The 24,925-nt window shown below is 55.8% G+C and carries 14 protein-coding genes, 1 other RNA gene and 1 pseudogene; 1 reads left to right on the forward strand and 15 read right to left on the reverse strand.

Translation table 11 applies throughout. From position 1 onward, the window contains the following. Positions 1–103 precede the first annotated feature (103 nt). From ACIP1G_RS23345 to ACIP1G_RS23410, 14 genes and pseudogenes are all read right to left on the reverse strand, one after another. Positions 104–3,121, reverse strand: coding sequence for a type I restriction endonuclease subunit R (locus ACIP1G_RS23345; RefSeq protein ID WP_400741146.1), 3,018 nt, complete (start codon positions 3,119–3,121; stop codon positions 104–106). A gap of 71 nt (positions 3,122–3,192) precedes the next feature. Continuing rightward, positions 3,193–4,578, reverse strand: coding sequence for a restriction endonuclease subunit S (locus ACIP1G_RS23350; RefSeq protein WP_400741148.1), 1,386 nt, complete (start codon positions 4,576–4,578; stop codon positions 3,193–3,195). Beyond that, complete coding sequence (locus ACIP1G_RS23355) at positions 4,571–6,970, reverse strand: N-6 DNA methylase (protein ID WP_400741150.1); 2,400 nt, start codon at positions 6,968–6,970, stop codon at positions 4,571–4,573. The genes ACIP1G_RS23350 and ACIP1G_RS23355 overlap by 8 nt, the downstream gene beginning before the upstream one ends. A 962-nt stretch (positions 6,971–7,932) precedes the next feature. After that, a complete protein-coding gene (locus ACIP1G_RS23360) occupies positions 7,933–9,540 on the reverse strand; it encodes a type I restriction-modification system subunit M (protein WP_400741152.1) in 1,608 nt (535 codons plus the stop codon). Positions 9,541–9,667: 127 nt separating this feature from the next. After that, positions 9,668–10,873, reverse strand: coding sequence for an AAA family ATPase (locus ACIP1G_RS23365; protein WP_400741154.1), 1,206 nt, complete (start codon positions 10,871–10,873; stop codon positions 9,668–9,670). Then, on the reverse strand, positions 10,873–12,186 hold the full coding sequence (locus tag ACIP1G_RS23370) for a restriction endonuclease subunit S (RefSeq protein ID WP_400741155.1): 1,314 nt from the start codon (positions 12,184–12,186) through the stop codon (positions 10,873–10,875). The genes ACIP1G_RS23365 and ACIP1G_RS23370 overlap by 1 nt, the downstream gene beginning before the upstream one ends. A gap of 506 nt (positions 12,187–12,692) precedes the next feature. Further along, the gene (locus ACIP1G_RS23375; RefSeq protein ID WP_326431571.1) at positions 12,693–12,968 is read right to left on the reverse strand and encodes a hypothetical protein; all 276 of its coding nucleotides are present in this window, start codon (positions 12,966–12,968) and stop codon (positions 12,693–12,695) included. Beyond that, a pseudogene (locus tag ACIP1G_RS23380) lies at positions 12,965–13,944 on the reverse strand (integrase domain-containing protein). The gene ACIP1G_RS23375 and the pseudogene ACIP1G_RS23380 overlap by 4 nt, the downstream one beginning before the upstream one ends. 950 nt (positions 13,945–14,894) lie before the next feature. Further along, positions 14,895–16,151, reverse strand: a complete 1,257-nt coding sequence (locus ACIP1G_RS23385; protein ID WP_400741157.1) for an integrase domain-containing protein — start codon at positions 16,149–16,151, stop codon at positions 14,895–14,897. Positions 16,152–16,338: 187 nt separating this feature from the next. Then, positions 16,339–16,737, reverse strand: a transfer-messenger RNA (tmRNA) gene (ssrA, locus tag ACIP1G_RS23390). A 100-nt stretch (positions 16,738–16,837) separates the two neighbouring features. Next, positions 16,838–17,140, reverse strand: a complete 303-nt coding sequence (locus ACIP1G_RS23395; protein WP_400741159.1) for a hypothetical protein — start codon at positions 17,138–17,140, stop codon at positions 16,838–16,840. A gap of 268 nt (positions 17,141–17,408) precedes the next feature. Then, positions 17,409–20,219, reverse strand: coding sequence for an FAD-binding and (Fe-S)-binding domain-containing protein (locus tag ACIP1G_RS23400; RefSeq protein ID WP_400741161.1), 2,811 nt, complete (start codon positions 20,217–20,219; stop codon positions 17,409–17,411). A 75-nt stretch (positions 20,220–20,294) separates the two neighbouring features. Beyond that, positions 20,295–21,440, reverse strand: coding sequence for an FMN-dependent L-lactate dehydrogenase LldD (gene lldD, locus ACIP1G_RS23405; RefSeq protein ID WP_021784340.1), 1,146 nt, complete (start codon positions 21,438–21,440; stop codon positions 20,295–20,297). A gap of 63 nt (positions 21,441–21,503) precedes the next feature. Further along, on the reverse strand, positions 21,504–23,174 hold the full coding sequence (locus tag ACIP1G_RS23410) for a lactate permease LctP family transporter (protein ID WP_400741163.1): 1,671 nt from the start codon (positions 23,172–23,174) through the stop codon (positions 21,504–21,506). 256 nt (positions 23,175–23,430) lie between these two features. Between ACIP1G_RS23410 and ACIP1G_RS23415 the strand changes: the two genes are divergently transcribed. Continuing rightward, a complete protein-coding gene (locus tag ACIP1G_RS23415) occupies positions 23,431–24,198 on the forward strand; it encodes a GntR family transcriptional regulator (protein ID WP_400741165.1) in 768 nt (255 codons plus the stop codon). A gap of 132 nt (positions 24,199–24,330) precedes the next feature. Here ACIP1G_RS23415 and smpB read toward each other — a convergent pair whose 3' ends face one another. Next, positions 24,331–24,813 carry an SsrA-binding protein SmpB gene (gene smpB / locus ACIP1G_RS23420; protein ID WP_266031246.1) on the reverse strand — a complete coding sequence of 161 codons (483 nt, stop codon included), beginning with the start codon at positions 24,811–24,813 and terminating at the stop codon, positions 24,331–24,333. Between the last annotated feature and the right edge of the window lie 112 nt (positions 24,814–24,925).

Below are 24,925 nucleotides of genomic sequence, written 5' to 3' on the forward strand. Positions count from 1 at the left end.
CCTGTATCGGAGTACCGTTGCGCACGATGAATGTCCCAAGCGTGTGACTCAGTACTAGCAGTATCGACCGGACATGTTTAGTCGCACTGAGCTTGCACTTATCTCAGTCCAGCATGCACCTCATGCTCTGCTGTAAGGAAGACTTGAGCGCCGCATCACTGGCTACCAGGCGGTAAAGCTCTAGGTCCTGACGGCGGCGTATTAGCATGACTTCCTCGAAAATCTTCTCAAACGCCAGCGCACGATGGTCTTCGTCCTGGCTATTTTGGTACTTGGGCTCAAAGTCCGGATGCTCCTGAATCCCCTTTAGAATGCTCAGGAACTTCACGCGCTTTTCTTCCGTGGTCACACCCCAGCCTTGGAACCAACGCTCATTGAAGCTCTGGATGATTTGGTCCAGCGGATCCTTTTCCTGCTCACCGCTATGCACCCCACGCGGATTGGGGTTTGCTGGGTCCAATTCGGTTTCAGCGTCATCCAATGCAATACTGTGGTTCAGTTTGACCCGTTCCAGCCCATAGGAAGCCAGGTCAACCGAGTTGAGCAGAGCGTCGATTTCGTCGGAGTCCTTGTCCTGCACTTTGAGTTTCGGGATCAGGAATTTGAGGAACCAGAATAGCTTTTCCCAAGCTACAATCTCGTACGGCATGATCGAGGCCATTTGGCCGTAGATCTTTACGAACTGTTTGGCCTTGATCTTGAAGTCGACCTTGGCCTCATCCTCCAGCTCAAGCTCCACGTCGAAACGCTCAGCGGCGATATCGATCAACACAGCCAGCTTTTCAGCATCTACGTTGTCGAAATACTGACTGGCAAATTTCTCCACCTCCGGCCACTCATATACGCCTACTTCGTCCAGCTGATCCTTGAGTTCGTGCAGAACATTGATATCCGTTGCTCCGGAGAGGCTGGTGGCAGTGTAGAACGGGTCGAAGGAGGCTTTGATGTCCTCTACTTGATTGAAGAAATCCAGAACGAACAGATCTTCGGTCTTCTTGCCCCACTTCGGCGCGGCACGATTAAGGCGCGACAGCGCTTGCACGGCAAGTACGTACTGCAGCTTCTTGTCCACGTACATAGCACACAGCTTAGGCTGATCGAAGCCCGTCAGGTACTTGTTAGCCACCACTAGCAAGCGGTATTCGTCGGTGTCGAATTTGTCTCGCGTATCCGCTTCGGCGAAGCCGTTGATGCCGGCTTCGGTGTACTCGACACCATCAATCAATTTTTCGCCGGAGAAGGCAATTAGTGCCTTGAACGGGTTCCCGCGCGCTGTGAGCAAGCGGCTGATGGCTTTGTGATAACGGACGGCGGCTTCAATGCTTTGAGTTATGACCATAGCCTTCGCCTGGCCCTTGAGCTTTTTCGGCGTGATCACCTGCTCAATAAAATGCTCCAGCATCACCTCGGCCTTAACGTCGATGGTTTGCTGGTCACGTTCGACGTAGGCGCGGAGCTTCTTCTGCGCTTTCAGTGTGTCAAACAGCGGATTGTCCTCAATGGACTTCTGAATTTCGTAGTAGCTGCGGTACGTGGTGTAGTTGGCCAGCACATCAAGAATAAAGCCTTCTTCAATGGCCTGTTTCATCGAGTACAGGTGGAAGGGCGCGAAGCGGCCATCGGCCTGCTGCTCGCCGAACTTCTCCAGCGTGCTGTTCTTAGGGGTAGCGGTGAAGGCAAAATACGAGGCATTGCCGCGCATCTTGCTGTTTTTGATGGCGCTGAGGATCTTCTCCTGAGTGTCGTCTTGATCGTCGCCACCCATCACCTTGTTCATAGTGCCATGGCTGCTACCGTCCTGCGAGCTGTGTGCCTCGTCCACGATCACGGCAAAGCGCTTGCCAGCCATATCGTCGATACCATCCACGATCACTGGGAATTTCTGGATGGTTGTGATGATGATTTTTTTGCCCTGCTCCAGCGCTTGCTTAAGGTCAGAAGACTTCAACGCCGGAGCGATGATGTTTTTCACCTCTGAAAACTCGCGCAAGTTCTCGCGCAGTTGCTTGTCCAGTAGTCGGCGGTCGGTCACCACAATTACCGAGTCGAACAGCGGCACATCCAGTCCACGCGCGCCAGCAACCTCCAACGAAGCTGGATAGGTTTCGATCAGCTGATAGGCCGCCCAGGTGATGGAGTTGGACTTACCCGAGCCGGCCGAATGCTGGATCAGATAACGCTGTCCCACACCTTGCTGGCTGGCATGGTCTACCAGACGGCGCACCACATCCAGCTGGTGATAACGCGGGAAAAACAGCGTGCGCTTGGCCAGTGGCATTTTGCTGTTGCCATCCAGGCGCACAAAGTGCTGGATGATGTTAGCCACGCTTGCTCGACTGAAAATCTCCTGCCAAAGGTAGGCGCTTTTGTGCCCATTGGGGTTTGGTGGGTTGCCAGCCCCGTGGTTGTGGCCCTTGTTGAATGGCAAGAAGAAGGTGGCCACACCGGCTAACTTGGTGGTCATGTAGACCTCGTCGGTGTCTACCGTCATGTGCACTAGGCAGCGGCCGAATTGTAGCAACGGCTGGCCCGTGTCACGGTCCTGCTTGTATTGCTTTTGCCCGTGATAACGGGCGTTCTGGCCCGTCCAAGGATTCTTCAGCTCCAGCGTGGCGAAGGGCAAACCATTGATAAACAGCACCAGGTCGATCTCTTCCAGAGGATTACTAAGGGAGTAACGCACCTGGCGGGTGCTACTAAAGATATTCGCCGCAAACTTCTGTTTGACCCTCTCCGAACTGCTGGCAAGTGGAGCGGGGTACATCAAGTTGAAGTGCACATCTTCGATGTCCAGGCCGCGCTTGAGCAGGTGCAGCGCGCCGTACTTCTTCGTCAGTCGGTCGAAGCGATCGAGAATGCGCAAATCCCAATCATCGTAGCGCTGCTTGAGACGCTCCAACTCTTCACTCTGGCTGGCCTCAAGGAATTGCCACAAGCAACGGCTATCTACGGCATACCGGGCATTGAAATCCTGAGCACGGCCCAGTTGATACCCGTGGTTTAGGCCCGTCGGCACGGGCACCGAACTGCTACGGCCTACCGCTTGCTCTTCTAGGCAAGTGCCGGTTAGGTATTTCTCGATGCTAGCTTCCAGCGCCTGTTCGTTGGTCTTGCTTACCATGCCGGCTTCCTTGTGCCTGTCTTTTTTTACCTCTGCCAGGCGAGCCCGGCACTGGGTTGAAATGTCTAAAATTATCCAGCCAACGGGGGCAGACACTCGCCTCTAGATGGCTCCAGCACGCCCGGCACCTTGATCTTTCCGGTGACGGCGCTATTGATCAGGGTGGCTTTGTATTCTTTAAGCCTCGTGATTTGTTGTTCAAGCAATGTGCAGGCGCTATCTATCCGTTCCGTGGTCGAGTCTATGAACTGCAGGATTTCTAACTGCTCTCCCAAAGGAGGAACAGCAACTTTTATGTCGCCAAAATCCTGGGTGTAGAGCCGCATAAACCCTGAAGAACCGGTACCTAACCCTTTTGAGCCAAGGCGAAACTGAGTTCCTAGCAAAGGAAGCTTGAACAGCCTGAGGAAAAATGATGGATTGGCGCGCTCTTTAATATCAAAAATAGCATAGTCGGGGCTTACCAAGCCAAGCCGAGAGGAAATGCCAAATATCCCGATTGCAGCCCTCATGCGATTCATAACCATTTGGCCAGGACGAACTATCTTATAGTCCACTAGGCTCTCATTGGAAATTGCCTTGTCCGAGACGTCATCATGGGGTACAAGCCCAAGCTCCATTCTCAAGGAAAGCAACGTTTCTTCACCTGTTTTGGTTCGCTCATTGATTTCTTTGAAAAGATACTTAAGCCTAAATGTTTCCCAGTGCGTCGGAATCTCGCCAATCCACTCGATACCAGAGTTTCGCATTTGGGCGAGCGGATTAATTCCACGAGTTACTGCCTTCTGGATCAGTATCTGCTTGCGCTCTTTGAGCCGTTCGATCTGGCGTTCTTTGATCTGTATAGCATGGCTTGCACTAACCAGTTTACGATCCAGATAATCCGAAATCAGTTCCTGCTCAGCAGCTGGCGGCAACCAAACAGAAGTCTCTTTAAGGATGCTTTTTGTAATGCTGTATACTTTTACGCCTTTAACAGCGCGCCTGACTTGATCCCTGAAGGCGACAGAGTCCAACATGTAAGCGAGATATCGTTTGGCGCATCTTTTAATAGGTCTGGCGATAATCGTATGATACCCGGCAAAAACTAATTCGCCACCCGTCAACTGCGAAAAATTTCCAGAGCCATCAATGTCTTCAGACGTGTCAGCAAATATAAAGTCGCCAATGCGCAGAAGGGAGTCGGGGTTGTACTTCAGAAAGTCCTCGCGCACACACTTAAGGGCGTGATTATCAGGGTTGACTTCGAATCCAAAGCGCGAGTGAACTTCTCCATAATTGATGCAGGGAATTCCATTATCTTGAAGATCGTCCTTGGTTATGTTAAGTCCCTTGTCAAAGGAAAAAAGATTACGGAATCTTGATGTTTTCCAATGCCGTGGAATAACGCCTAATGACTCGACGCCAGAGTCCTTAAGTAACCCATAGCCATTGCTGTCGGACGCCATATCAACCATTTGCCACCCCCGACACATCCTTCAAGTCCAACCCTAGAATTTCCGCAATCAAACCCTCCGCCTTCTGCTCTAACGCCACAATCTCCCGCGCCACCTCATCCATGCTGCGCAGTGGCTGGTGCTTGTAGAAGTATTTGTTAAAGCTAATCTCGTAGCCGATCTTTACCGACTCCAGATTGATCCAAGCTTCTGGCACATGGGGCTGCACTTCGGCCTTGAAGAAGCGGTGGATGGTGTCGGCCAGTGGGATGCTTTCACTGTCGCGCAGGTCGCTGTTGGATTCGTAGGTAATAAATTCGCCGGCCTTGTCGCTCTGATAGTAGCCGTAATCGGCCAGGTCGGCCTCGCGACAATCCAGTCGCTTCAGCAGGGTGGCCAGCTCGGCTTTGTCGAATTTCTCCACCTTGCGGATGACCTTGGAGGCGTTTTCGTCGTACCAGCTCGCTGCATTGAGCAATTGATTGCGCTCGCTGGCACCGAGCTTAATGTTGGCCTCTTTGTTCAGTTGTTTAAGCGCTTTGTCCACCTGTTTGGCGAAGAGGTTGAAGTCGTCATATTCCTCGCTGCCGATGGCTTGCATCAGGTAGTTGCCCACGGTGACCAGCAGGGACTGCTTGGCCCATGTTTCCAGGCTCAGCAGCTTTTTGCGCTGCTTAGCGTTGAGCTCCAGGCCTTGTTCTTCACACCATGCGAGGATGGCTTTTTCATGAGTGCCCAAGGTGGCGTCCTGATACACCGCTTCGCCCCACGCTTGGTAAATCCACTGCATGGGTTCGCGCAGGGTCTTGTCGAAACGTAGGGTTTCGATGCGCTCTGCGCTGAACTGCGCCTTGCGCCGGTCTGGTCGTTCGATGCTGACCTTGTGGTAGCCGAAGTCGCGGTTATCAAACACCTGCGCGGCGATGCCGTCGCCACCGGCCGGGCGGTCGACGCTGGCCAGGTCGAGGTAAGACTGAGTAATTCGCTCGATATGCTTGGGGGCAAATTCACAGTTTTTGTTGCCGAGGTTTTTGCGCAGTTTGCGGTACAGCAGGCTGGCATCGATCAGTTGCACCTTGCCTTGGCGCTGCGCCGGTTTGTTGCTGGAGAGCAGCCAGATATAGGTGGTAATGCCGGTGTTGTAGAACAGATTATTGGGCAACTGGATGATGGCATCTAGCAGGTCGTTTTCGATCAGGTACCGCCGGATATTGCTCTCGCCACCGCCGGCGTCGCCGGTAAACAGGCTGGAGCCATTATGCACCGAGGCGATGCGCGAGCCGAGGCCACTATCGCCGGGAGCTTTCATTTTGTTGACCATTTCCATCAGAAACAGCAACTGCCCATCGCTGGAGCGCGGGGTGGCGTCCTGCAACTCGGCGTTTCCCCAATAGTCCGCGAGACTGACCTTGAAGCGCGGGTCGATCACGTCGCCGCCGTCTTTGATGAACTTCTGTTCGCTGGCCCAACTTTTACCGTAGGGCGGGTTGGAAAGCATAAAGTCGAAGCGGCTGCCTGCGAATTCGTCCACAGAGAGGGTGGAGCCTGGGCGGATGTGGGCAGGGTTGTTGCCCTTGATCATCATGTCCGACTTGCAAATGGCATAGGTCTCGTCGTTGATTTCCTTGCCGTAGAGGTGGATGTCGCGGTGGATAGTCGAGTCCGGGTATTTTTCTTCGATAAAATTCTGCGACTCGGTGAGCATGCCGCCGCTGCCGCAGGCCGGGTCATAGATTGTCATCACGGTGGGCAGGCGGTCCTTGATCGGGTCGAAGACCAGGTGGGTCATCAGCTCGATCACTTCGCGCGGAGTGAAGTGCTCGCCGGCTTCCTCGTTGTTCTCTTCGTTGAACTTCCGGATCAGTTCTTCGAACACATAGCCCATGCCCAGGTTGCTCAGGGCTGGCAGACGGTTGCCCTGTGGGTCTTCGCTGTCATGCGGGGTGAGGTTGATGGTGGGCGAGGTAAATTTTTCCAGTACGTCAAGCAGCACGTCTTTGCTGGCCATGTGGCGCATCTGCGACTTGAGATTGAAGCGCCGGATGATGTCTTTGACGTTGTCGCTAAAGCCGTCGAGGTATTCCTCAACGTTGCTCAGGAGGATCTGCTGGTTGTTGGTGGCGGTCTTCTGCAGTTGGCCTAGCGTCCACTTGCTGGTGTTGTAGAACACATAACCGGAAGCGGCACGCAGGGCGCTGTCGTCCAGTTCGGTCTGGCTCATTTCACGTTGCTGAAAGGCCAGCTCTTCCATCACCTTGGCCTTGCTGGCCTCTAGCAGGGCATCGAGCCGGCGCAGCACAACCATGGGTAGGATGACGTCACGGTATTTTCCGCGCACATACACATCGCGCAGACAGTCGTCGGCGATCGACCAGATAAATGAAACCAGTTTGTTGTGGACCGCGTGGTTCAACTGTAGATACTCCAAATCAAAGCGCTGAATGGCAGCGCTGCTAGGGCGGCTGTACCGCACCCATGCACAAGCTAAGGAGCGCATCTTAACCAATGCAGCCGCGTTTTTGGCAGCGGAGATGCAAGCGGGGGCAGTCCGGCAGGCGACAGTGGAGACGACGTTCGTGACAAGGTGTTGGAGAGTCTAGAGCCGAGAGGAGCGATTTTGCGATCAACTATCTGCGATTGCGATCAAATATCTGCGATTGCATGCAACGGTTGATCGTAAGCGTCCGCCCAACTCTCCTACGCGAGTCACATCGGCACCCGCTCATGCGGTAGCAATTCACGATCACCTTGACCCGCTGCGTCGGCAGGGGCAGTACAGCCTTTAAATTGGCATGCTTATAGTGTTCATTCTTGCTTGCCTACAGGATCAAGCTCTTGATTGCTGTCGACCGTTTACCGCGGCATAACGGTCTGGCAAGGGATCAGTTGGAGCGTCCCAGTGCCCATGGCCGTCCCTGGTTCTCAACCGGGTTGTTGTCGACTGGCACAGTCTAATCATTGAGGAAGCACTTCACCGCACCCAGCGTATCTGGCTCTAGCCGAGGGCTCGGCCGTGGCTGATCCGTTAGACATCAGGTCGCGTTGGGCTACGAATCTTGTCTTTGATCGACTTTACCTACTTACGCGAGCTAGAATCTGGGCTAAGTAATATTGCGTAGGTCATTAGCTGGATGGAGTTAGAATCTGATTGCCCTCCGGCCTCCGCCAGAGAGTTTTATGCGTGGTGTGCACCACGCATTGGGAAATGCCTGCCGCAGGTATCCTCGGTAAAATATTACGATGAATTATTCATAAAGCTACACACCTCAATTACCGTAGCGAATTGCTACGCCCCTTTTTTTAAAGGTTGAGGTCTTGGGCCACTTGCTTGAAGAGAGGCAGCTCGACGAGACTTATAGTCTGCTGTTTTTAAATTCAAGATAATGGCGGAAGTCCTAGGTCTTTAAGGAAAGCATTATGTTTTTCTCTGGCCGATTTAATGGTTTTTTCCAGGGTTGCTAGTTCGCAGCTTACGCTTTGTAAGTCAACCTCGGCTTCGATACTGGCCGTGCTTATATAACGAGAAATGTTAAGATTATAGCCATTCTCCTTGATTTCCTCCATCGTAACTCTGCGGGCATAGCGGGACTCTTCCCTACGGAATCTATAAGTGTCAATGATTTTGGTTATTTGCTCGTGGGATAGCTGATTCTGTCGCTTGCCTTTAACGAAGCTTTCAGTTGCATCGATAATAAGTACATCATCCGGGCGAGTAGATTTCTTAAGGATCAAAATGCAAACTGGGATGCCCGAAGAATAAAGGAGGTTTGAAGGTAGCCCAATTACCGTATCAATGTGGCCATCCTTCAGCAGTTTAGTCCGAATTCGCTCCTCGGCACCGCTGCGGAAGAGGACGCCATGCGGCTGAACGATTGCCATCACACCTTCATTTTTTAGATAATGAAGTCCATGCAGCAGAAAAGCAAGATCTGCGGAAGATTTAGGGGGGACTCCATAGTTTTTGAAGCGTATATCTTCGTTTAAGGAATCGGTTGGCTCCCACCTGAGACTCAAGGGCGGATTAGCAACTACGATATCAAAAACTGGTTTCTTTCCGGGGTTCATCTCCCGCAGTATGGCCCAGTCATTCGCCAATGTATCGCCATGGTGAATTTGAAACTCAGTGTCATGTAGTCCATGTATTAGCATGTTCATGCGCGCTAAATTATAGGTGGTAAGGGTCTTTTCTTGTCCATATATAATTCCGGCATGACGTGATTTGACGTGTTTTCGTATATTAAGCAGCAGCGAGCCAGAGCCGCAGGCAAAGTCCATCACACTTCCCAAGCTCTGTATTGACCCGCTTTTGGGGTCCTGGCTGTCGAGTGTGACAATGGAAGAAAGGATGTCGGAAATATGCTGTGGTGTATAGAACTCACCAGCTTTCTTACCTGAAGCTGCGGCAAACTGCCCTATCAAGTACTCATACACATCACCAAATGTATCGATGTCAGTGGGGAACTCAGCTAATGCTTCAGAAATTTTCTGAATGAGGATAGATAATTTATTATTACGTTCGGCGTAAGTACGGCCTAGTTTTTCAGAGTCGAGGTTGATTGCTGTAAATAGGCCTTGGAATGTGTGCTCAAAAGATTCCAGCTCGATGCATTGGAAGGCACCTTGCAGTGTGCTGAGCAGTTCGATTTTTTGAGTTCGAGCCATGTTCGCAATGTTGCTCCATATATATTGCGGGTGCAACACATAATGGATTTTCTTGCGCATATGGTTTTCGAATTCGGTAATACCTTCCGGGTTGTTGGCGTACCAACGCGTAAGTGGTGCGCAAAAGTCTTTATCTTCGACTTTTGGGTGATCCTCGCCAAGCTCTATCTTCGCTGCATTTTCATAATTGTCTGACAAGTAACGCAGGAGAAAGAGTGAAAGTATGTAATCTCGGAAGTCGTCTGCGTTCATTAGTCCGCGCAGTTGGTCGGCAATGCTCCAGAGGCTCTTGCCAAGCATTGTTTTATTTGATTCTGTCATTTTTCACCTCCTGGTAGGTAGGATATCAAGGTTTCTCGATGAAAGGGGAGAGAAAGGTGTGATTTTGAGTCCTTGGCGATAGTGAGATTCAGAACAAAAAAAGGGATTTGGTAGACATTCGAGACGATCATGGTGCAGGGCCTGTTGCTAATGACTTCGGGAATAGTGCTGTGTTGAACGGGTGAAGGTTAATATATGTGCTAAGAATATCTCGGAACATTCTTTTCTCAGAGCGACTCAGAGCGTCGGGTTCAAAGACGGAGTACTTTGAATGGCTGCGGATATTTAAGAAGCGGACATATAAATTTTTATTTGGGTTGCCATCAAAGCAAGTAGATATATGCTGTCGGCCGAAAAATATAGCCGTTTTCTCTAAGATGCTTCGAAGAGAGTTGAAATGGTGCTGCGAAATGTTGCCTGATTTCGCTGCAGCCTGCAATTCTAGCAACGATGCTACATGATTCAGGAATGGAGACTCTCCTGTGTCTTGGAGTGTGTAGCTTTGGGACTTATTGGGACGGTTCAGGATATAAGATTTTTTCCTGATATCCTGATTTTGAGAGGATTTCTCATTTTTCCCTTTAAGTTCATTGAAAAGAACATTAAAGAATAGTCCGTGGTGTGTGGATATTACAATTTTTATATCGCTTCTGGCTTCTTTTAAAAGGGCGCAAAGTCCGGAGGCAACAGCAATTGTGTTGTGTTCGTCAAGGGATGAAATAGGATCGTCAATGTAAACAAATTTCACCCAATAATATGGGTCTCCTGGTTCGGCTAAGCTGGCCAGTTCAAGTATGGCGAGAAAAAAACACCAAATAAAAATATTTTCTTCCCCGCGTGATATTTTTATATCTTCAAGGGTCTCGATTTTGCCTGCGATGATTTCTTCTCGAAAAAAGCTAATCTCTGCATCGTCGTAGTTTATTGTGAAATCAAAGTCAGTATGGCGGTGTAAGTGGGGGCGAATTCGACTTTCAATGCCAATGCCATCAAGTCCATTAAAAAACTGAGAGTGGGATTTGAATTTTATTCTTCTTTCTTTATCCTCGTCGAAATCGTTATCCCAGTCAAAAAGGTCTTCAGTGAAAGCGTTGAAGTATAGAGTGTCTCTCTTGTCCTCTTTTTTTCCAAGGTCTTTAAACTCCATGGATAAACGAGTCTTGCCTACACCGTTGTGAGCAAAAAGCAGAACAAAGTCGTTTCCTTTTATTGGTGCGGGTGCTTTTCGTGCGCCTGCTTTTTTTCTTCCTCGAACTCCTGTCAAATCCTTGCGCAACTTTTTGGCCAGCGATTTCAGAGATCTAAAGTTTGATTGTGCTAACGGTTTGTTCATTAATTTGCCTCATCCGACCACGGGAAAAGATTTTGTAAAAGCGCCGCCTTATGTTTTTTCATAGATTCAAGCTTTTGTGTGTTCGAAATGATTAAATTGTCGAGTGAGTCTAGGCAGCCTGCAATGCATATTTGTTCGGGCAACGATGGGAGTGTAATGCTCTGTTTATTCAATTCTCTTAGCGATATCCTAGTCTGTCCGAGGCCGATAGAGTTGCTTTGTGCGTAATCTGATAAGAAATGTCGACAAAAATGAAATGCAAAATTTGCATAAAGCAAATCGGTTATGATTTCCAGCTTGGCTAGATGGTGGCTAAGAATAGATTTCTCATAACTTTTGCTAATCTTGGTGATCTTTATTTCGTCATCACGTATTGGTCGATAGAGCGCAAATGCAATGTCATTAGCTTGTAGTAGTAATTCGGGATGCTTGTCTGCGTAGGTCGTAGGGAGGTGAGGTGAATCATCGCTCCAACTTAATGAGCTATATCCAATATTTTTTGATTGTATTAATCTAATTCCCTCGGATGAGTACTCAGATGGCTTGAACTCTTTTCCTGAAGTTACCTTCATTACATCGATAAATGGGAATTTTTTCCATTCGCCGGTATTCTGGAATTTTGGAAAGCGTAACCGAGGCTTGGATTCACCTTTGCGTGGAAATAGCTGCAGGGTCAGACCGATCTTATGGACACTGAGCACCTTTATTTTCTGAGAATGGGCCGAAATTAGGCTTTCCAATGACTTCAGGCAGTCCGCGATTTTTTTCTGTTCCGATTCGCACGGGCGCCATACGTTTAAGGCGAAAAATTTATTGGCTGGGGTTTTAAGTTGCCCCTCCCCGGTGCCTCTATTTGCAAGTCTACTAAGTTGAGTTTTGTGCGCGCCTGATTCAAAATACCCCTCCCAAAAGCCTGGGTGTTCATTTGCATGAAAGCGGAAGCACTTGTAAGCTGAAGGGACTAATCCGACAGAGTGATTGGACAATCTTTTTATAGTGCCTGAGAAAGGCATTCTTGTGTTTCTGTCGATGTAAATAAAGTCATCGCGAATAACTTTGATATAGCGCTCGGAGTATTTATTTTCCTCATTGCCTTCCAGTATTTCACTCTGAAGCACTATGCTGTTTTCAGAAGAGAGACTCAGGGTGTTATTCTTCTCGCCAGAGCTAGCCTTTTCTAAAACAGGGTCGGCAATCATCCTGAGCTCTGTCTGTTTCCACCCCTTCGAATTCCTAAACTCAGGAAATCGTAATTTCGGAATACGTATAGTTTTGGCGTTTTCGTTGCCGTTCGTTATATTTGGTTTACTCATTCGCGCTGAGTCCTAAAATTTCGCGACCTTGTGCGGCCTGCGTGAAACGAGGTGGCGATTCTCTCATCTGGGTGCCTACTGCCTGAGGCGGATCAGACGAGACCTATAGTAAAACATGACTCTGGAGAATTTCCACGTACCTATTGAAAAAGAACGCTGCTGATTAGGCCTGCTGTGCAGAAAATCATTTTAAACTAACCGCTTAGGGTAGCCCACTCCGTTCGTGCGTCCTTTACCCGTAACTGAAAGCATCCTGGATGCATTCGTGAGCTAAGGATGGTCATTTTACCCACTGGCCAACCCATTCGTTCTTGGAGGTCTGCAACCAGAGCTTGTATGTTTGGATCCGTCATTGAAAGCGGCATCAATTTACCAAGAATGAAGTGGTACGTGTGCAGATGGGTATTGAGCTAAAGTAACCGCCTGCTTTGCCGGTTCTTACTTCCATGGCTGAGTGTAATGGGTCGATTGCTTGACGTTTAGGGCTCGCGAAAGCCCTATCCACGCTAAAGATTGAACTCCCATGTTTTTTTCAAGCGGCGAGCGAGCAGACGCGCGCTCAGCAAAAAGTAATACCGCGTCGCTTCACTGCGCTGATCTAAGCGATGCTCCAGAAACCAAGCCACGTGCTTTCTCTGCCAAGCCCAAGGTGTTTCTCGTTGCCAGCGCTTCGCGATTTCAGCCTGCATGATCGTTGCCTGGCGCAAATGCCGTTTCCGCGTTGCCTGCGACCCGGTCAGAATGCCCGTCAAGAACAGTTCCATATCGAAAGGTTTACTCATGATCGCCCTCCAATGTACGCGGCGACCACGTCGATCCGACCGTGTCCCAGTTCATAGCTGATTTGCCACCGGGCCTCACGATCAAGGTTCCGATCTACCTGGCAACATTGGCCGCTGTTGATAGGCGCGGGGTATTGGGTTATCTGCTCGTAGCGCTCACATGCGTACGCCGCTCGTAGCTCATGGAAGCCTTTGAGGTTGTGCCCATGGAGGATGTCCCGCGCAGGGCGAATGATTTCTTGCAGAACATTCAGATAGCTTTCGTGTGGTGCTATTAGGTTGCGGCTACCTGCAGGCGACACCTGTCGTGCAAACGTAAGTGCACCTCGAACATGGTCATCCATCGCGATCCACCGCGGTGTCGTGGCACCGGTGCGGCCGCCCTTGGTGCCATCCTGTATATTAATCCTACCTAGATCGTTAGCTTCACGGATTAGCCGTGGCAGGTCAGCCAATATGGCCTCACGCAAGCGCATGCCGGTGGCTCGCGCCAACAGAAGAATCGCAGCGGCTCGTAGCTGATGATGCCGGCAAAGCGCATCGACGATCTGTTTAACCTGTTCGCGATCTTGTCCCTGCGGCACCGAGTGACGAACCCTGCTGCACTGCATACCCATCGCCTTGCTCGGACTTGGCAACCTCACGTACTGATCACCGCGAAGCGCCGCCATGGTCTTGTTAACGCTGGATAGGCGGTTTTGTGCGGTACTGACAGCAAGGTCACCGCGCCTAACCACGTCGCGTAGATACGCCGCGTAGTCCGCCAACACCTTCCGATCAATCTGCCGCGCATCATTGATACCCGGCCCCTGTTCTGAACGGCACCATTTCACGAATGCCTGCCACCGATCACAGTGTGCCCTCACCGTGCCGTAGTGGCCGCCCCGAACATGTCTTTCAACGCCTGCGGCCCTGCATAGCTCAGTTGCCTGCCGTAACCGAAATTGCGGCCATCGCGTCTACCCACCAATGCCATGTCAGTCGCCTCATCATCGGCTCTCCGATCCTCGCCCCACGTCATCCCGCCAAGAATGCTGAGTGTTATCAGGGATCAAGGCCCCTGCGACCTGTGGGGAATGTCCACTACGCGGGACTGGCGGCTCCTTACGTCCGGGAGCAAGGGCATCTCATGATCTGGCCTCCCTAGCACCGTTACCGGTGGGCGGGTGGAGGCTGCATTGGCTGACGAGACCAATGCCGCGAGATCCTGAGCCAGGTGCAAGCAGCAATGCGATGACCGGGGCATGCCTGACTGTCAGTCAGGTGCAGTCCATTCCTTGGTCTGCGGCACCATCATCTGCATGGCTGTTGCTGGTGACATCGGCGTTTGTCACGCCGATTGTCACGAGGGGGATTGCCGCAAAGCCATATGCGATCTGGGCTGCAGCAGTGTTAGGAGTGCCCGTCTCTTTCCACAGAAAGAGACGGGCACAGGTTGGCGCAATATTCGGCCAAGCGGATAGGTTGCTGCAGGGCAGCGCAATAGGAAGTGTCGTCTGGCGCACGAGGGCCATGATATGTAGTTGGCATCCATCACCGGGGAGGTGACCGGGCGAGCTGCCGGATGCGAATCGCCCTTGGGGAGAACCACCGCGGGAGCGGCGTGACCTTTAAGGTTCGGGTCACCTGGGGTGCTGTCATCGACAGCGCTTGCACGGCCAGTTCTACGCCTGTGGATAAACCCGGTCAAGGGCCTACATTCGGCGCTCTTGAGGATGTGAAAAGCGGTTATCCATCGGTGGAATTCCGTGGTAAATCCCGGACAACGTCGTGGCTTTTGGCTCTTCAAAGTGAGGTCCATCCAAACAGGGCGGCTTTGCAGCCCTGTTTGGATGGACCCGCGCTGAGAAGCGGATGAGCTCGGCTGCTCGCCCTGTATCTTGAGCGCTCTGTTGCTGTCGCCGCCGTTATTGCGCTTGTACAGCGCTAGCGGATAGGCACCACGTTTTTGTCTCTGACTTGGCCGTATGCTGAGGCGAGCAGGCTGCCGGTGGCGGCTTTCTGGATGTACTCACTCCACCAAGCCATCATCGGGCGCCGGCGCTCGATGTAGTCGGCTCGGTTGTAGGCGCTGCGCACCTCATCTTTGTCGACATGCGCCAGTGCGACCTCAATGAGCTCCGGGTCCCACCCATGTTCATTCAAGATGGTGCTCGCCATCGAACGCATGCCGTGGCTGACCAAGCGATCCTGGAAGCCCATGCGTTTCAACGCCATGTTCGCGGTCTGGCTATTGGCGTGGGTGCGTGGATTTCTATCGGCCGGGAAGACGTATTCGCGATGGCCGCTGTGCGTCTTCAATGACTCCAACAGTGCGACGGCGTGGTCACTCAACGGGATGCTGTGTGGGCGGCGCTTCTTCATCCGCTCTGCTGGGATGGTCCAGACACTCCTTTCAAAATCGATGTCTGCCCAGCGAGTAGTCGCCGCCTCGGCGGGGCGAGTCATCGTGTGCAACTGCCATTCGATCAGGCAGCGGGTGGTGCGTTTGATGCTGGCGTTCGCGATCTCCAGCATGAGTTCGGGGAGTTCTTCGGGCGGAAGCGCAGCCATGTTTTCTTTCTTGGGCTTCTTGAATACTGCCCTGATGCCGGTGAGCGGGTTGGCGAAGATCAGGCCGGAGTTTACGCCGTAGGTCATGATCTCGTTTAGCCGCTGGCTAAGACGCTTGACCGTCTCCAGGCTGCCTTTCGCTTCGATTGGGCGAAGCAATCCGATCACCATCGGCGCAGTGATTTTCGCGAGTGGTGTCGTCTTCAAATCGGGGAACACGTGCAGCGTGAGCGACCGCCAGATGTCCTCGGCGTATGCAGGGGTGACCGAGTCTTTCTTGAGCTCGAACCAGGCGGTGGCCACGTTCTCGAAGGTGTGTTCCGTTTCTGCGCGCTTGGCTTCATTCAACGTATTGCGCTGCACTTTCGGGTCGATGCCTTGGGCGAGCAGCTCGCGTGCTTCTACTGCCTTCTTTCGTGCATTCGCCAGTGACAGTTCGGGATAGGTCCCGAAGCCGATGTTGATGCGCTTCTTGGTCACCGGTTCGCGGTAGTTGAAATTCCACAGCAACGAGCCATTGCTGCGTACGCGGAGCTGCAAACCGTCACCGTCCGTGAGGACATAATCCTTGGACGCGGGTTTGACTCCCTTGAGCTGTCGATCGGAGAGGCGGAGGTTTTGAGCAGGCATGAGATTCTCCTCAGGCACTGATTCGGTATTCCAAAGATTAGCACCGGGTGAGGTGGAATACCGCCTGGAATACCCGAACGGCTGGAACTCAAAAACTCTCGAAAGATCGCAAAAGCGCTGGAAGCCGCGTATTTGCTGGATCGCAGGCACAAAAAAAGACGTCCGTGGACGTCTTTGTTTGATCATTTGGTGGAGCCGGGGGGATTTGAACCCCCGTCCGCCAGTACTCCGCTGTCGGTACTACATGCTTAGCCGTGTCTACTGATTTAATCCGCAGCCGCCCGACGGGCAGGGTGCTTTGGATGAGTTGTGTAAGTTTTAGTCACTTCGCCCACAACGTGCTACGCGACGATCCTGTTCTATATGACAATCAGTTCGGGTTTACAGGCATCCCCTAATGATTGCTGGAGCCGAAGCTACCAGAAGCAACGGGTCAAGAGGGCCGCTTACGCAGCCAGCTTGAACTCCGCGCCGTAGTTTTCGTCATTGGCAACTATAAAAGTTGCAACAGTGGATTTACGAGTTCTGTTACCAACTCGGCATGCACCTAGAGTTTCGCTACCGGCGTCGAATCCTAATCGGCCCCACACTAGCACTAACGCTAACGCACCTTACGGCACGTGAGGCGGAGTATACGCCATTGCGCGGGCGACGTCGACAGCCGGTCTGGTCGCCCGCGTGTGGGCTCATGCGCCGCTGCCGCCGCTGCCACTGCCGGTACCGCTGCCTTTCTCGGTTTTTTCCAGGCGCTCCAGGACTTTGCTGGTGATGGCGATGCATTCCTTGGTGTCGCCCGAGGCCTGGGCGGCCTTGGCTTTGTCGACGTGCTCGGTGATGGCTTTGTCCAGGCCCTCGGAGGTGGCGCCGGCGGTGGCCATGCTGTCATCGATCTTTTGCAGGTTGGTGGTGCAGAGATCGTCGGCGGCAAACACCGGCGAAGCCAGCAGGGTGGCGGCCGCGAACAGGGCCGAAAGCGCGGTACCTTTCATGGGTGTCTCCTTCTGGGCCTCTGGAAGGTGGGCCTGTAGGGTGGACTGTGGGGGAATGGTGGGGGTTCAATCGGGATGGTGGCGGGGTGGGATGGCACCGGCTTTGCCGGTGTTCGCGGCTGAAGCCGCTCCTACAAGGGATCGCGTCAGGGCCAGGGCATGCGCTGGGCCTGTGGGAACAACTGTCTTGCTCAAAATCTGGAAGCTTGCGCAATCCCTGTGGGAGCGGGCATGCCCGCTCCCACAGGTCCTGCATCCAGGCCGGTTTTCAGATACTGCGTGGGCGGGTGACGCGGTCTACCAGGTAGACCAGGCCGTGATAGTCGATGCCGCTGTGGCTCGACAGGCCAATCTCGCAGGTGCGGCTGGTGGAGATGCCTTCGCTGCAATACTGCACTGCGTCTTTCAGGCTGCGCAGCGAGTGGGCATTCAGCTCGGGGGTGGTGAAGCCTTTGTCACCGGCAAAGCCGCAGCAGTGAATGCCTTCCGGGGTCACCACCTGCTTGCTGCAACGCCGCGCCAGGTCGATCAAGGCCTGGCTCTCGCCCAGGTGCTGGGTGCTGCAGGTCACGTGTACGGCCACCGGCTCTTCCTGGGGGGTGAACTCCAGGCGGTCGACAAGATAAGTGCGGATGAAGCGCACCGGGTCATACAGGTCCAGCCGGGTGTCGCCCAGATCATGCACCAGGCGCAGGGTGCAGGGGCTGGTGTCGCAATAGATCGGGTCCAGGCCGCCGCGGCTGGCGTGCAGCAGGGCGTTGATCAGTTCCTGGCGCTTGTGTTCGGCCTGCTCGGGGTAGCCCTTGGAGGCGAATGGCTGACCGCAGCACAGGCTGTCGGCGTTGTCGGGGAACACTACCTGGTAGCCGGCCTTTTCCAGTAGCGCGCGGGTCTTGTCCAGCAGCGAGCTTTGCTCGCGGTCGGCATAGGCCGGGCCCATCACCCGCGATACGCAGGCAGCCAGGTACACCACGCGGGGCCGGGCGTCGTTGCTGGCCGGGCCGAAGGCCAGTGGGCGCAGCGGTTGTGGCATGGCCGGGGTCCACTGCGGCAGGCGGCCTTTGCTGGCTTTGCTCAGCGTGGCGCTCAGGCGGCCCAGGCGTGGGGCGCCGAGTAGCTTGCGTGCGGTGTTGACGGCGGTCAGGGTCAGGCGGGCGCCGCCCAGGGCGGTGTGGAAGTGTTCGGCCAGCCAGTCGGCGGCCTTGGCGTGGTCGGCGGCCTGGCTACGCAGTTTCTTCACCAGCTCGCCGGTGTTGATGCCGACCGGGCAGCGCTGGGCGCACAGGCCGGTAGCGGCGCAGGTGTCGATGCCCTGGTACTGGTAAGTCTGCATCAGTTCGCGGGTGTCGATGCCGGCGCGCTGCTTGGCTTGGATGTCACGCCACATGACGATGCGCTGGCGCGGGCTGAGGGTCAGGCCCTTGGATGGGCACACCGGTTCGCAGAAGCCGCACTCGATGCACTTGTCGACGATCTCGTCGGCGGCCGGCAGCGGCTTGAGGTTTTTCAGGTGAATGTCCGGGTCTTCACTCAATACCACGTCGGGGTTGAGGATGCCGTTGGGGTCGAGCAGGCGCTTGAGCTTCCACATCAGCTGGTAGGCGTCATGGCCCCATTCCAGCTCCACGAACGGCGCCATGTTGCGCCCGGTGCCGTGCTCGGCCTTGAGCGAGCCGCCGAACTCCACGGCCACCAGTTGCGCCACGTCGTCCATGAACGCCTGGTAACGGGCGACTTCCGCGGCGCTGTTGAAGCCCTGGGTGAAGACGAAGTGCAGGTTGCCTTCCAGCGCGTGGCCAAAAATGATCGCTTCGTCATAGCGGTGCTTGTCGAACAGCTGGATCAGGCGGTTGACGCCTTCGGCCAGTTGCTCGATAGGGAAGGTCACGTCTTCGATGATCACCGTGGTGCCGGTCTGGCGCACGGCGCCGACAGCGGGGAAGGTGTCCTTGCGGATTTTCCACAGCTGGTTGTACACGGCCGGGTCTTCGCTGAAATCTACCTGCTGTTCCAGCGGGAAGTCGGCGATCGAGGCCATCACTTGCTGCAGTTGCTCGTGCAACAGGCTCTGGCTGGCGGCGCGGGACTCGATCAGCAGGGCACAGGCGTTGTCCGACAGGCCTTTTACCCACAACGGCATGCCGGGCATGTTCTGCACCGAGCGCAGGCTGCGGCGGTCGAGCAACTCTACGGCGGAAACCGGCTGGCGCTTGAGTACGGTGACTGCGCGGCAGCAGCTTTCGACGCTGGGGAACACCAGCAGGGCGCTGGCCTTGTGCGGGTGGTCGGGCACGGTGTCGTAGGTGACTGCGCTGATGAAACCCAGGGTGCCCTCAGAACCGACCAGCAAGTGCTGCAGGATATCTAGCGGCTGGTCGTAGTCCACCAGCGCGTTCAGCGACAGGCCGGTGGTGTTCTTCAGCCGGTACTTGTGCCGGATGCGCTCGGCCAATGCGGTGTTGGCGCGGGTCTCGCGGCCCAGGCGGGCGAGGGCTTCCAGCAGGTCGGCGTGGCTGCTTTCAAAGGCGGCGACGCTGGCTGGGTCTTCGCTGTCGAGGCGGGTGCCGTCGGCCAGCACCAGGCGCAGGCCGGCCAGGGTATGGTAGGTGTTCTGTGCGGTGCCGCAGCACATGCCGCTGGCGTTGTTGGCGACGATGCCGCCGATCTTGCAGGCATTGATCGAGGCCGGGTCGGGGCCGATCTTGCGCCCGAAGGGGGCCAGCCAGGCGTTGGCCTGGGCGCCGATCACGCCGGGCTGCAGGCGGATCTGTTCGCCCTGGTCACGAATTTCGCGGCCATTCCAGTTATCGCCGAGCACGATCAGCACCGAGTCACTGATAGCTTGGCCAGACAGGCTGGTGCCGGCGGCGCGGAAGGTGACCGGCACCCGCTCACGCTGGGCCAGTTTGATCAGGCCGACCACTTCGTCTTCAGACTCGACGCGCACCACCAGCTTGGGGATCAGCCGGTAGAAGCTGGCGTCGGTGCCGAAGGCCAGGGTGGAGGTGGGGTCGTCGAACCGGCGTTCGGCGGGGATCAGGCGCTCGGCATCACGCAGGAACGCGGCGGGCAGGCTCATGCAGTCTCCTCGCGGGGCTGTGGCGTCTGTGCGCCACATGCCCCGGGTCAATCAGGCGGTCGTTGATGCAGGCGTTCAGGCGCCCAGTTCGCGTACCAGCGAATCACGGGTGATTTCGCTGATCGACTTGGCGCCGGTCAGCACCATGGCTACGCGCATTTCCTTCTCGAACAGCTCCAGCAGGTTCTTCACCCCGGCCTGGCCATGCACGGCAAGGGCGTAGAGGAAGGCGCGGCCGATCAGCACGGTGTCGGCGCCCAGGGCGATCATGCGCACAACATCGAGGCCGCTGCGGATGCCGGAGTCGGCGAGAATCTTCAAATCACCTTTGACCGCGTCGGCAATCGCCGGCAGGGCGCGGGCGCTGGACAGCACACCGTCGAGCTGGCGGCCGCCGTGGTTGGACACCACGATACCGTCGGCGCCGAACTTGACCGCATCGCGGGCGTCATCGGCATCGAGGATGCCTTTGATGATCATCGGGCCGTCCCAGAACTCGCGGATCCACTCCAGGTCCTTCCACGAGATCGACGGGTCGAAGTTGTTGCCCAGCCAGCCGATGTAGTCGGCAAGGCCGGTGGGGTTGCCACGGTACTTGGAGATGTTGCCCAGGTCGTGCGGGCGGCCCATCACCCCTACATCCCACGCCCATTCGGGGTGGGTCATGGCCTGCAGCACACGGCGCAGCGGGCCGTTCTTGCCGCTCATGCCAGAGTGGGCGTCACGGTAGCGGGCACCGGGCACGGGCATGTCGACGGTGAACACCAGGGTCTTGACCCCGGCAGCCTTGGCCCGCTCCAGGGCGTTGCGCATGAAGCCGCGGTCCTTGAGTACGTACAGCTGGAACCACATCGGCCGGTCGATGGCTGGCGCCACTTCTTCAATCGGGCACACCGACACCGTCGACATGGTGAACGGGATGCCATGGGCCGCCGCCGCGCGCGCCGCCTGCACTTCGCCACGGCGGGCATACATGCCGGTGAGGCCGACCGGGGCCAGGGCCACGGGCATGCTCAGGGTTTCGTCGAACAGCTTGGTCTCGAGGCTGAGCTCGGACATGTTGTTCAGCACGCGCTGGCGCAGGGCGATGCCGGCCAGGTCCGAGACGTTGTGGCGCAGGGTGTGCTCGGCGTAGGCGCCGCCATCGGCATAGTGGAACAGGAAGGGAGGCAGCTTGCGTTGGGCCGCGGCGCGATAGTCGGTAGAGGCAGAAATGATCATGGATTCTCGCAGCGTTGCTTGTGGGGAGTGCCGGGCGCTCACTGGCGCCCGGCCCCTTTCACTTTAGTGATGAACCAGCATGCCGGTCAGCCAGTAGGCCTGGATCAGGGTGATCAGACCGACGATGGTGGCGAAGAACAGGCTGTGCTTGACGGTGAAGCGGAACAGGTCGGATTCCTTGCCGACCAGGCCGGTGGCGGCGCAGGCCACAGCGATCGATTGCGGCGAGATCATCTTGCCGGTCACGCCGCCGCTGGTGTTGGCGGCCACCAGCAGGGTGTCGTTGACCCCGATCTGGTGCGCGGTGGTGGCCTGCAACGAACTGAACAGGGCGTTGGACGAGGTGTCGGAACCGGTCAGGAACACGCCCAGCCAGCCGAGGAACGGCGAGAAGAACGGGAACGCCGCGCCGGTACCGGCCAGCACCAGGGCCATGGTCGAAGACATGCCCGAGTAGTTGGTGACGAAGGCGAAGGCCAGAACCATACCGATCGACAGGATCGGCCAGCGCAGTTCCCAGAAGGTCTCTTTGAAAGTGGTCAGACCAGTTTTGAAGTTGATCTTCAGTACCGCCATGGAGATCAGCGCCGAAAGGAAGATCGCGGTGCCGGTGGCGGAGATCGGGTCGAGCTTGAACACCGCTGGCATGGCGGTTGGCGCGGCAACGATCGGTGCGGTCTTGATCACCATCTGGTCAAGGTGCGGGATGGCGAAGTTGAACACGAAGTTGTACATCGCGCCGCCTGGGGCGAAGGCCGCCTTGAAGGGCTTCAGGGTCCAGATGGTGACCAGCACGGTGAGGATCAGGAACGGCGACCAGGCCTTGAAGATCTCGCCGAAGCTATAGGGCGTTGGCTGGCTGCCGCTTGGCTGCACCACGGCGGCGCCGACGCTGCCTTTGGCTTCGCTGAACGAACGCTTGGGCTGCCAGACTTTCAGGAACAAGGTCAGGCAGATCAGGCTGGCCAGTGCCGAGGTGATGTCGGGCAGCTCTGGGCCGATGAAGTTCGAGGTGAAGTACTGGGTAACGGCAAAGCTCAGGCCGGCGACCAGGGCGGCAGGCCAGGTTTCCTTCACGCCACGCAGGCCGTCCATCATGAACACCAGCCAGAACGGCACGAACAGCGACAGCAGCGGCAACTGGCGGCCGGTCATGGCGCCGATGTGGAAGGCGTCGATACCGGTGACCTGGCCGGCCACGATAATCGGGATACCCAGGGCGCCGAAGGCCACGGGTGCGGTGTTGGCGATCAGGCACAGGCCGGCGGCGTACAGCGGGTTGAAGCCCAGGCCCACCAGCAGCGCGGCAGTGATTGCCACCGGTGCACCAAAGCCTGCCGCACCTTCCAGGAAGGCGCCGAAGCAGAAGCCGATCAGCAGTACCTGCAGGCGCTGGTCGTTGGTAATTGACAGCACCGAGCTGCGGATCACTTCGAACTGGCCGCTCTTGACCGTGAGTTTGTACAGGAACACCGCAGCAACGATGATCCAGGCAATTGGCCAGAGGCCGTAGAGGAAGCCGTAACCCGCAGCGGCGAACGCCATGTCGACAGGCATCTGGAAGGCGAAGATCGCCACCAGGATCGACAGTGCGAGGGTGATGCTGCCTGCCACGTGGCCTTTGAGGCGGAACACGGCGAGGGCCAGGAAGAAGAACACGATGGGGATGACCGCCGCCAGTGCGGACAGGCCAAGACTACCAAGCGGGCTATAGAGTTGTTGCCAGGTTTGCATATGGGGTGGCCCCTAATTGTTGTTGGTCAGGCACTGGCATTGGATAATTGGTAAGACCAATTTACAATGGCTGGTCGCTAGGTTAAAAGCGCTGTCGTGGGTGTGTCAATTTGTCCTGCGCAAAACTTTGGTCGTGCGCCGATGAGCGGGCACCTGGTGGGCTGGGAAAATCCGCTGCTGATGGGTGTTTGCGTGGCGTGGATCGGCGAGAATAGGCGCCCCCTGAAATTTGCCGGGGGTTTGTGGAGAGCATGTGATGGTTTTTGATCAGGTCCGCCAACGGCGCCTGTCCGACGACATTGTCGATCGGTTGGAAGCGATGATTCTGGAAGGCACCCTGACCTCGGGCCAGCGGCTGCCGGCCGAGCGTGCGCTTGCCGAACAGTTTGGCGTGTCCCGCCCGTCACTGCGTGAGGCGATCCAGAAACTGGTGGCCAAGGGGCTGTTGGTCAGTCGTCAGGGCGGCGGCAACTTTGTTGCCGAATCACTGGGCTCGACCTTCAGTGACCCGCTGCTGCAGTTACTTGAGCACAGCGCCGAAGCGCAGCGTGACCTGCTTGAATTCCGCCATACCCTGGAGGCCTCCTGCGCCTATTACGCGGCCCAGCGCGCCACCGAGCCAGATCGCGCGCGGCTGAAGGCAGCGTTCGATGTGCTGCAAGACTGCTATTCCAGGGTTGATGAAGTGACCCGGGCAGAAGAGGGCGCGGCCGATGCGCGCTTCCACCTGGCGATTGCCGAGGCTAGCCATAACGCTGTGCTGCTACACACCATTCGAGGTTTGTTCGACCTGCTCAAGCGCAACGTGGTGACCAATATCGGGGGTATGTACCAGCAGCGCACCGAGACTCGGGACATGCTGATCAGTCAGCACCGGGAACTGTACCTAGCGATTGTCGAGGGCAGGGCGGAGGATGCGCGGGAGGTGTCCAGCCGGCACATTCTGTATGTGCAGGAGGTGCTGGAAGAGGCGCATGACGAGGCGCAGCGTGTGGCGCGGGCGGAGCGGCGCAGCGGGCGCTGAGCCTTGTGTTGGCTGGGCTGGCCTCTTCGCGGGTGAACCCGCTCCCACAGGGAGTGCGCCACCTTCGAGTCTGGCGCATAACCTGTGGGAGCGGGTTTACCCGCGAAGAGGCCAGAACAGGCTAAAGAAGATCTAGTCTTCCTTGCCCTTGTTCCGCACAGCCCGCTGCAGCTCGCGGTTGGAATCGCGTTCGCGCACGGTGTCGCGCTTGTCGAATTCCTTCTTGCCCTTGCCTAGTGCAATTTCGCACTTGATCAGGTGCTTGCTCCAGTACAGCGACAAGGCCACGCAGGTGTAACCCTTTTGCGCCACCGCAGCTTCCAGCCGCTCGAGCTCGCGCTTGTTCAGCAGCAGCTTGCGCGTGCGGATAGGGTCGGCGATGACGTGGGTGCTGGCCGTGGTCAGCGGGGTGATGTGGCTGCCGAACAGCCAGGCTTCACCGTCCTTGAGCAGCACGTAGCTGTCCACGAGGTGCGCCTTGCCGGCTCGCAGGCTTTTTACTTCCCAACCGGACAGGACCAGCCCGGCCTCGAACTTGTGTTCGATGAAGTAATCGTGTCGCGCCTTCTTGTTCTGCGCGATGGTCCCGGTCGGATGTTTCTTTTGTTTAGCCATAGGGGCGGCATTATAGGCAAGTCGGCGCGTCGTTCGCTATGGGATTTAGTGTGCTTGAGCCACTGCAATGAATACCGGACAATACTGCCCCTGTCTTGCTGACAGCACCTGT

This window comes from Pseudomonas sp. NPDC089392, assembly GCF_044749595.1.
Lineage (GTDB): Bacteria > Pseudomonadota > Gammaproteobacteria > Pseudomonadales > Pseudomonadaceae > Aquipseudomonas.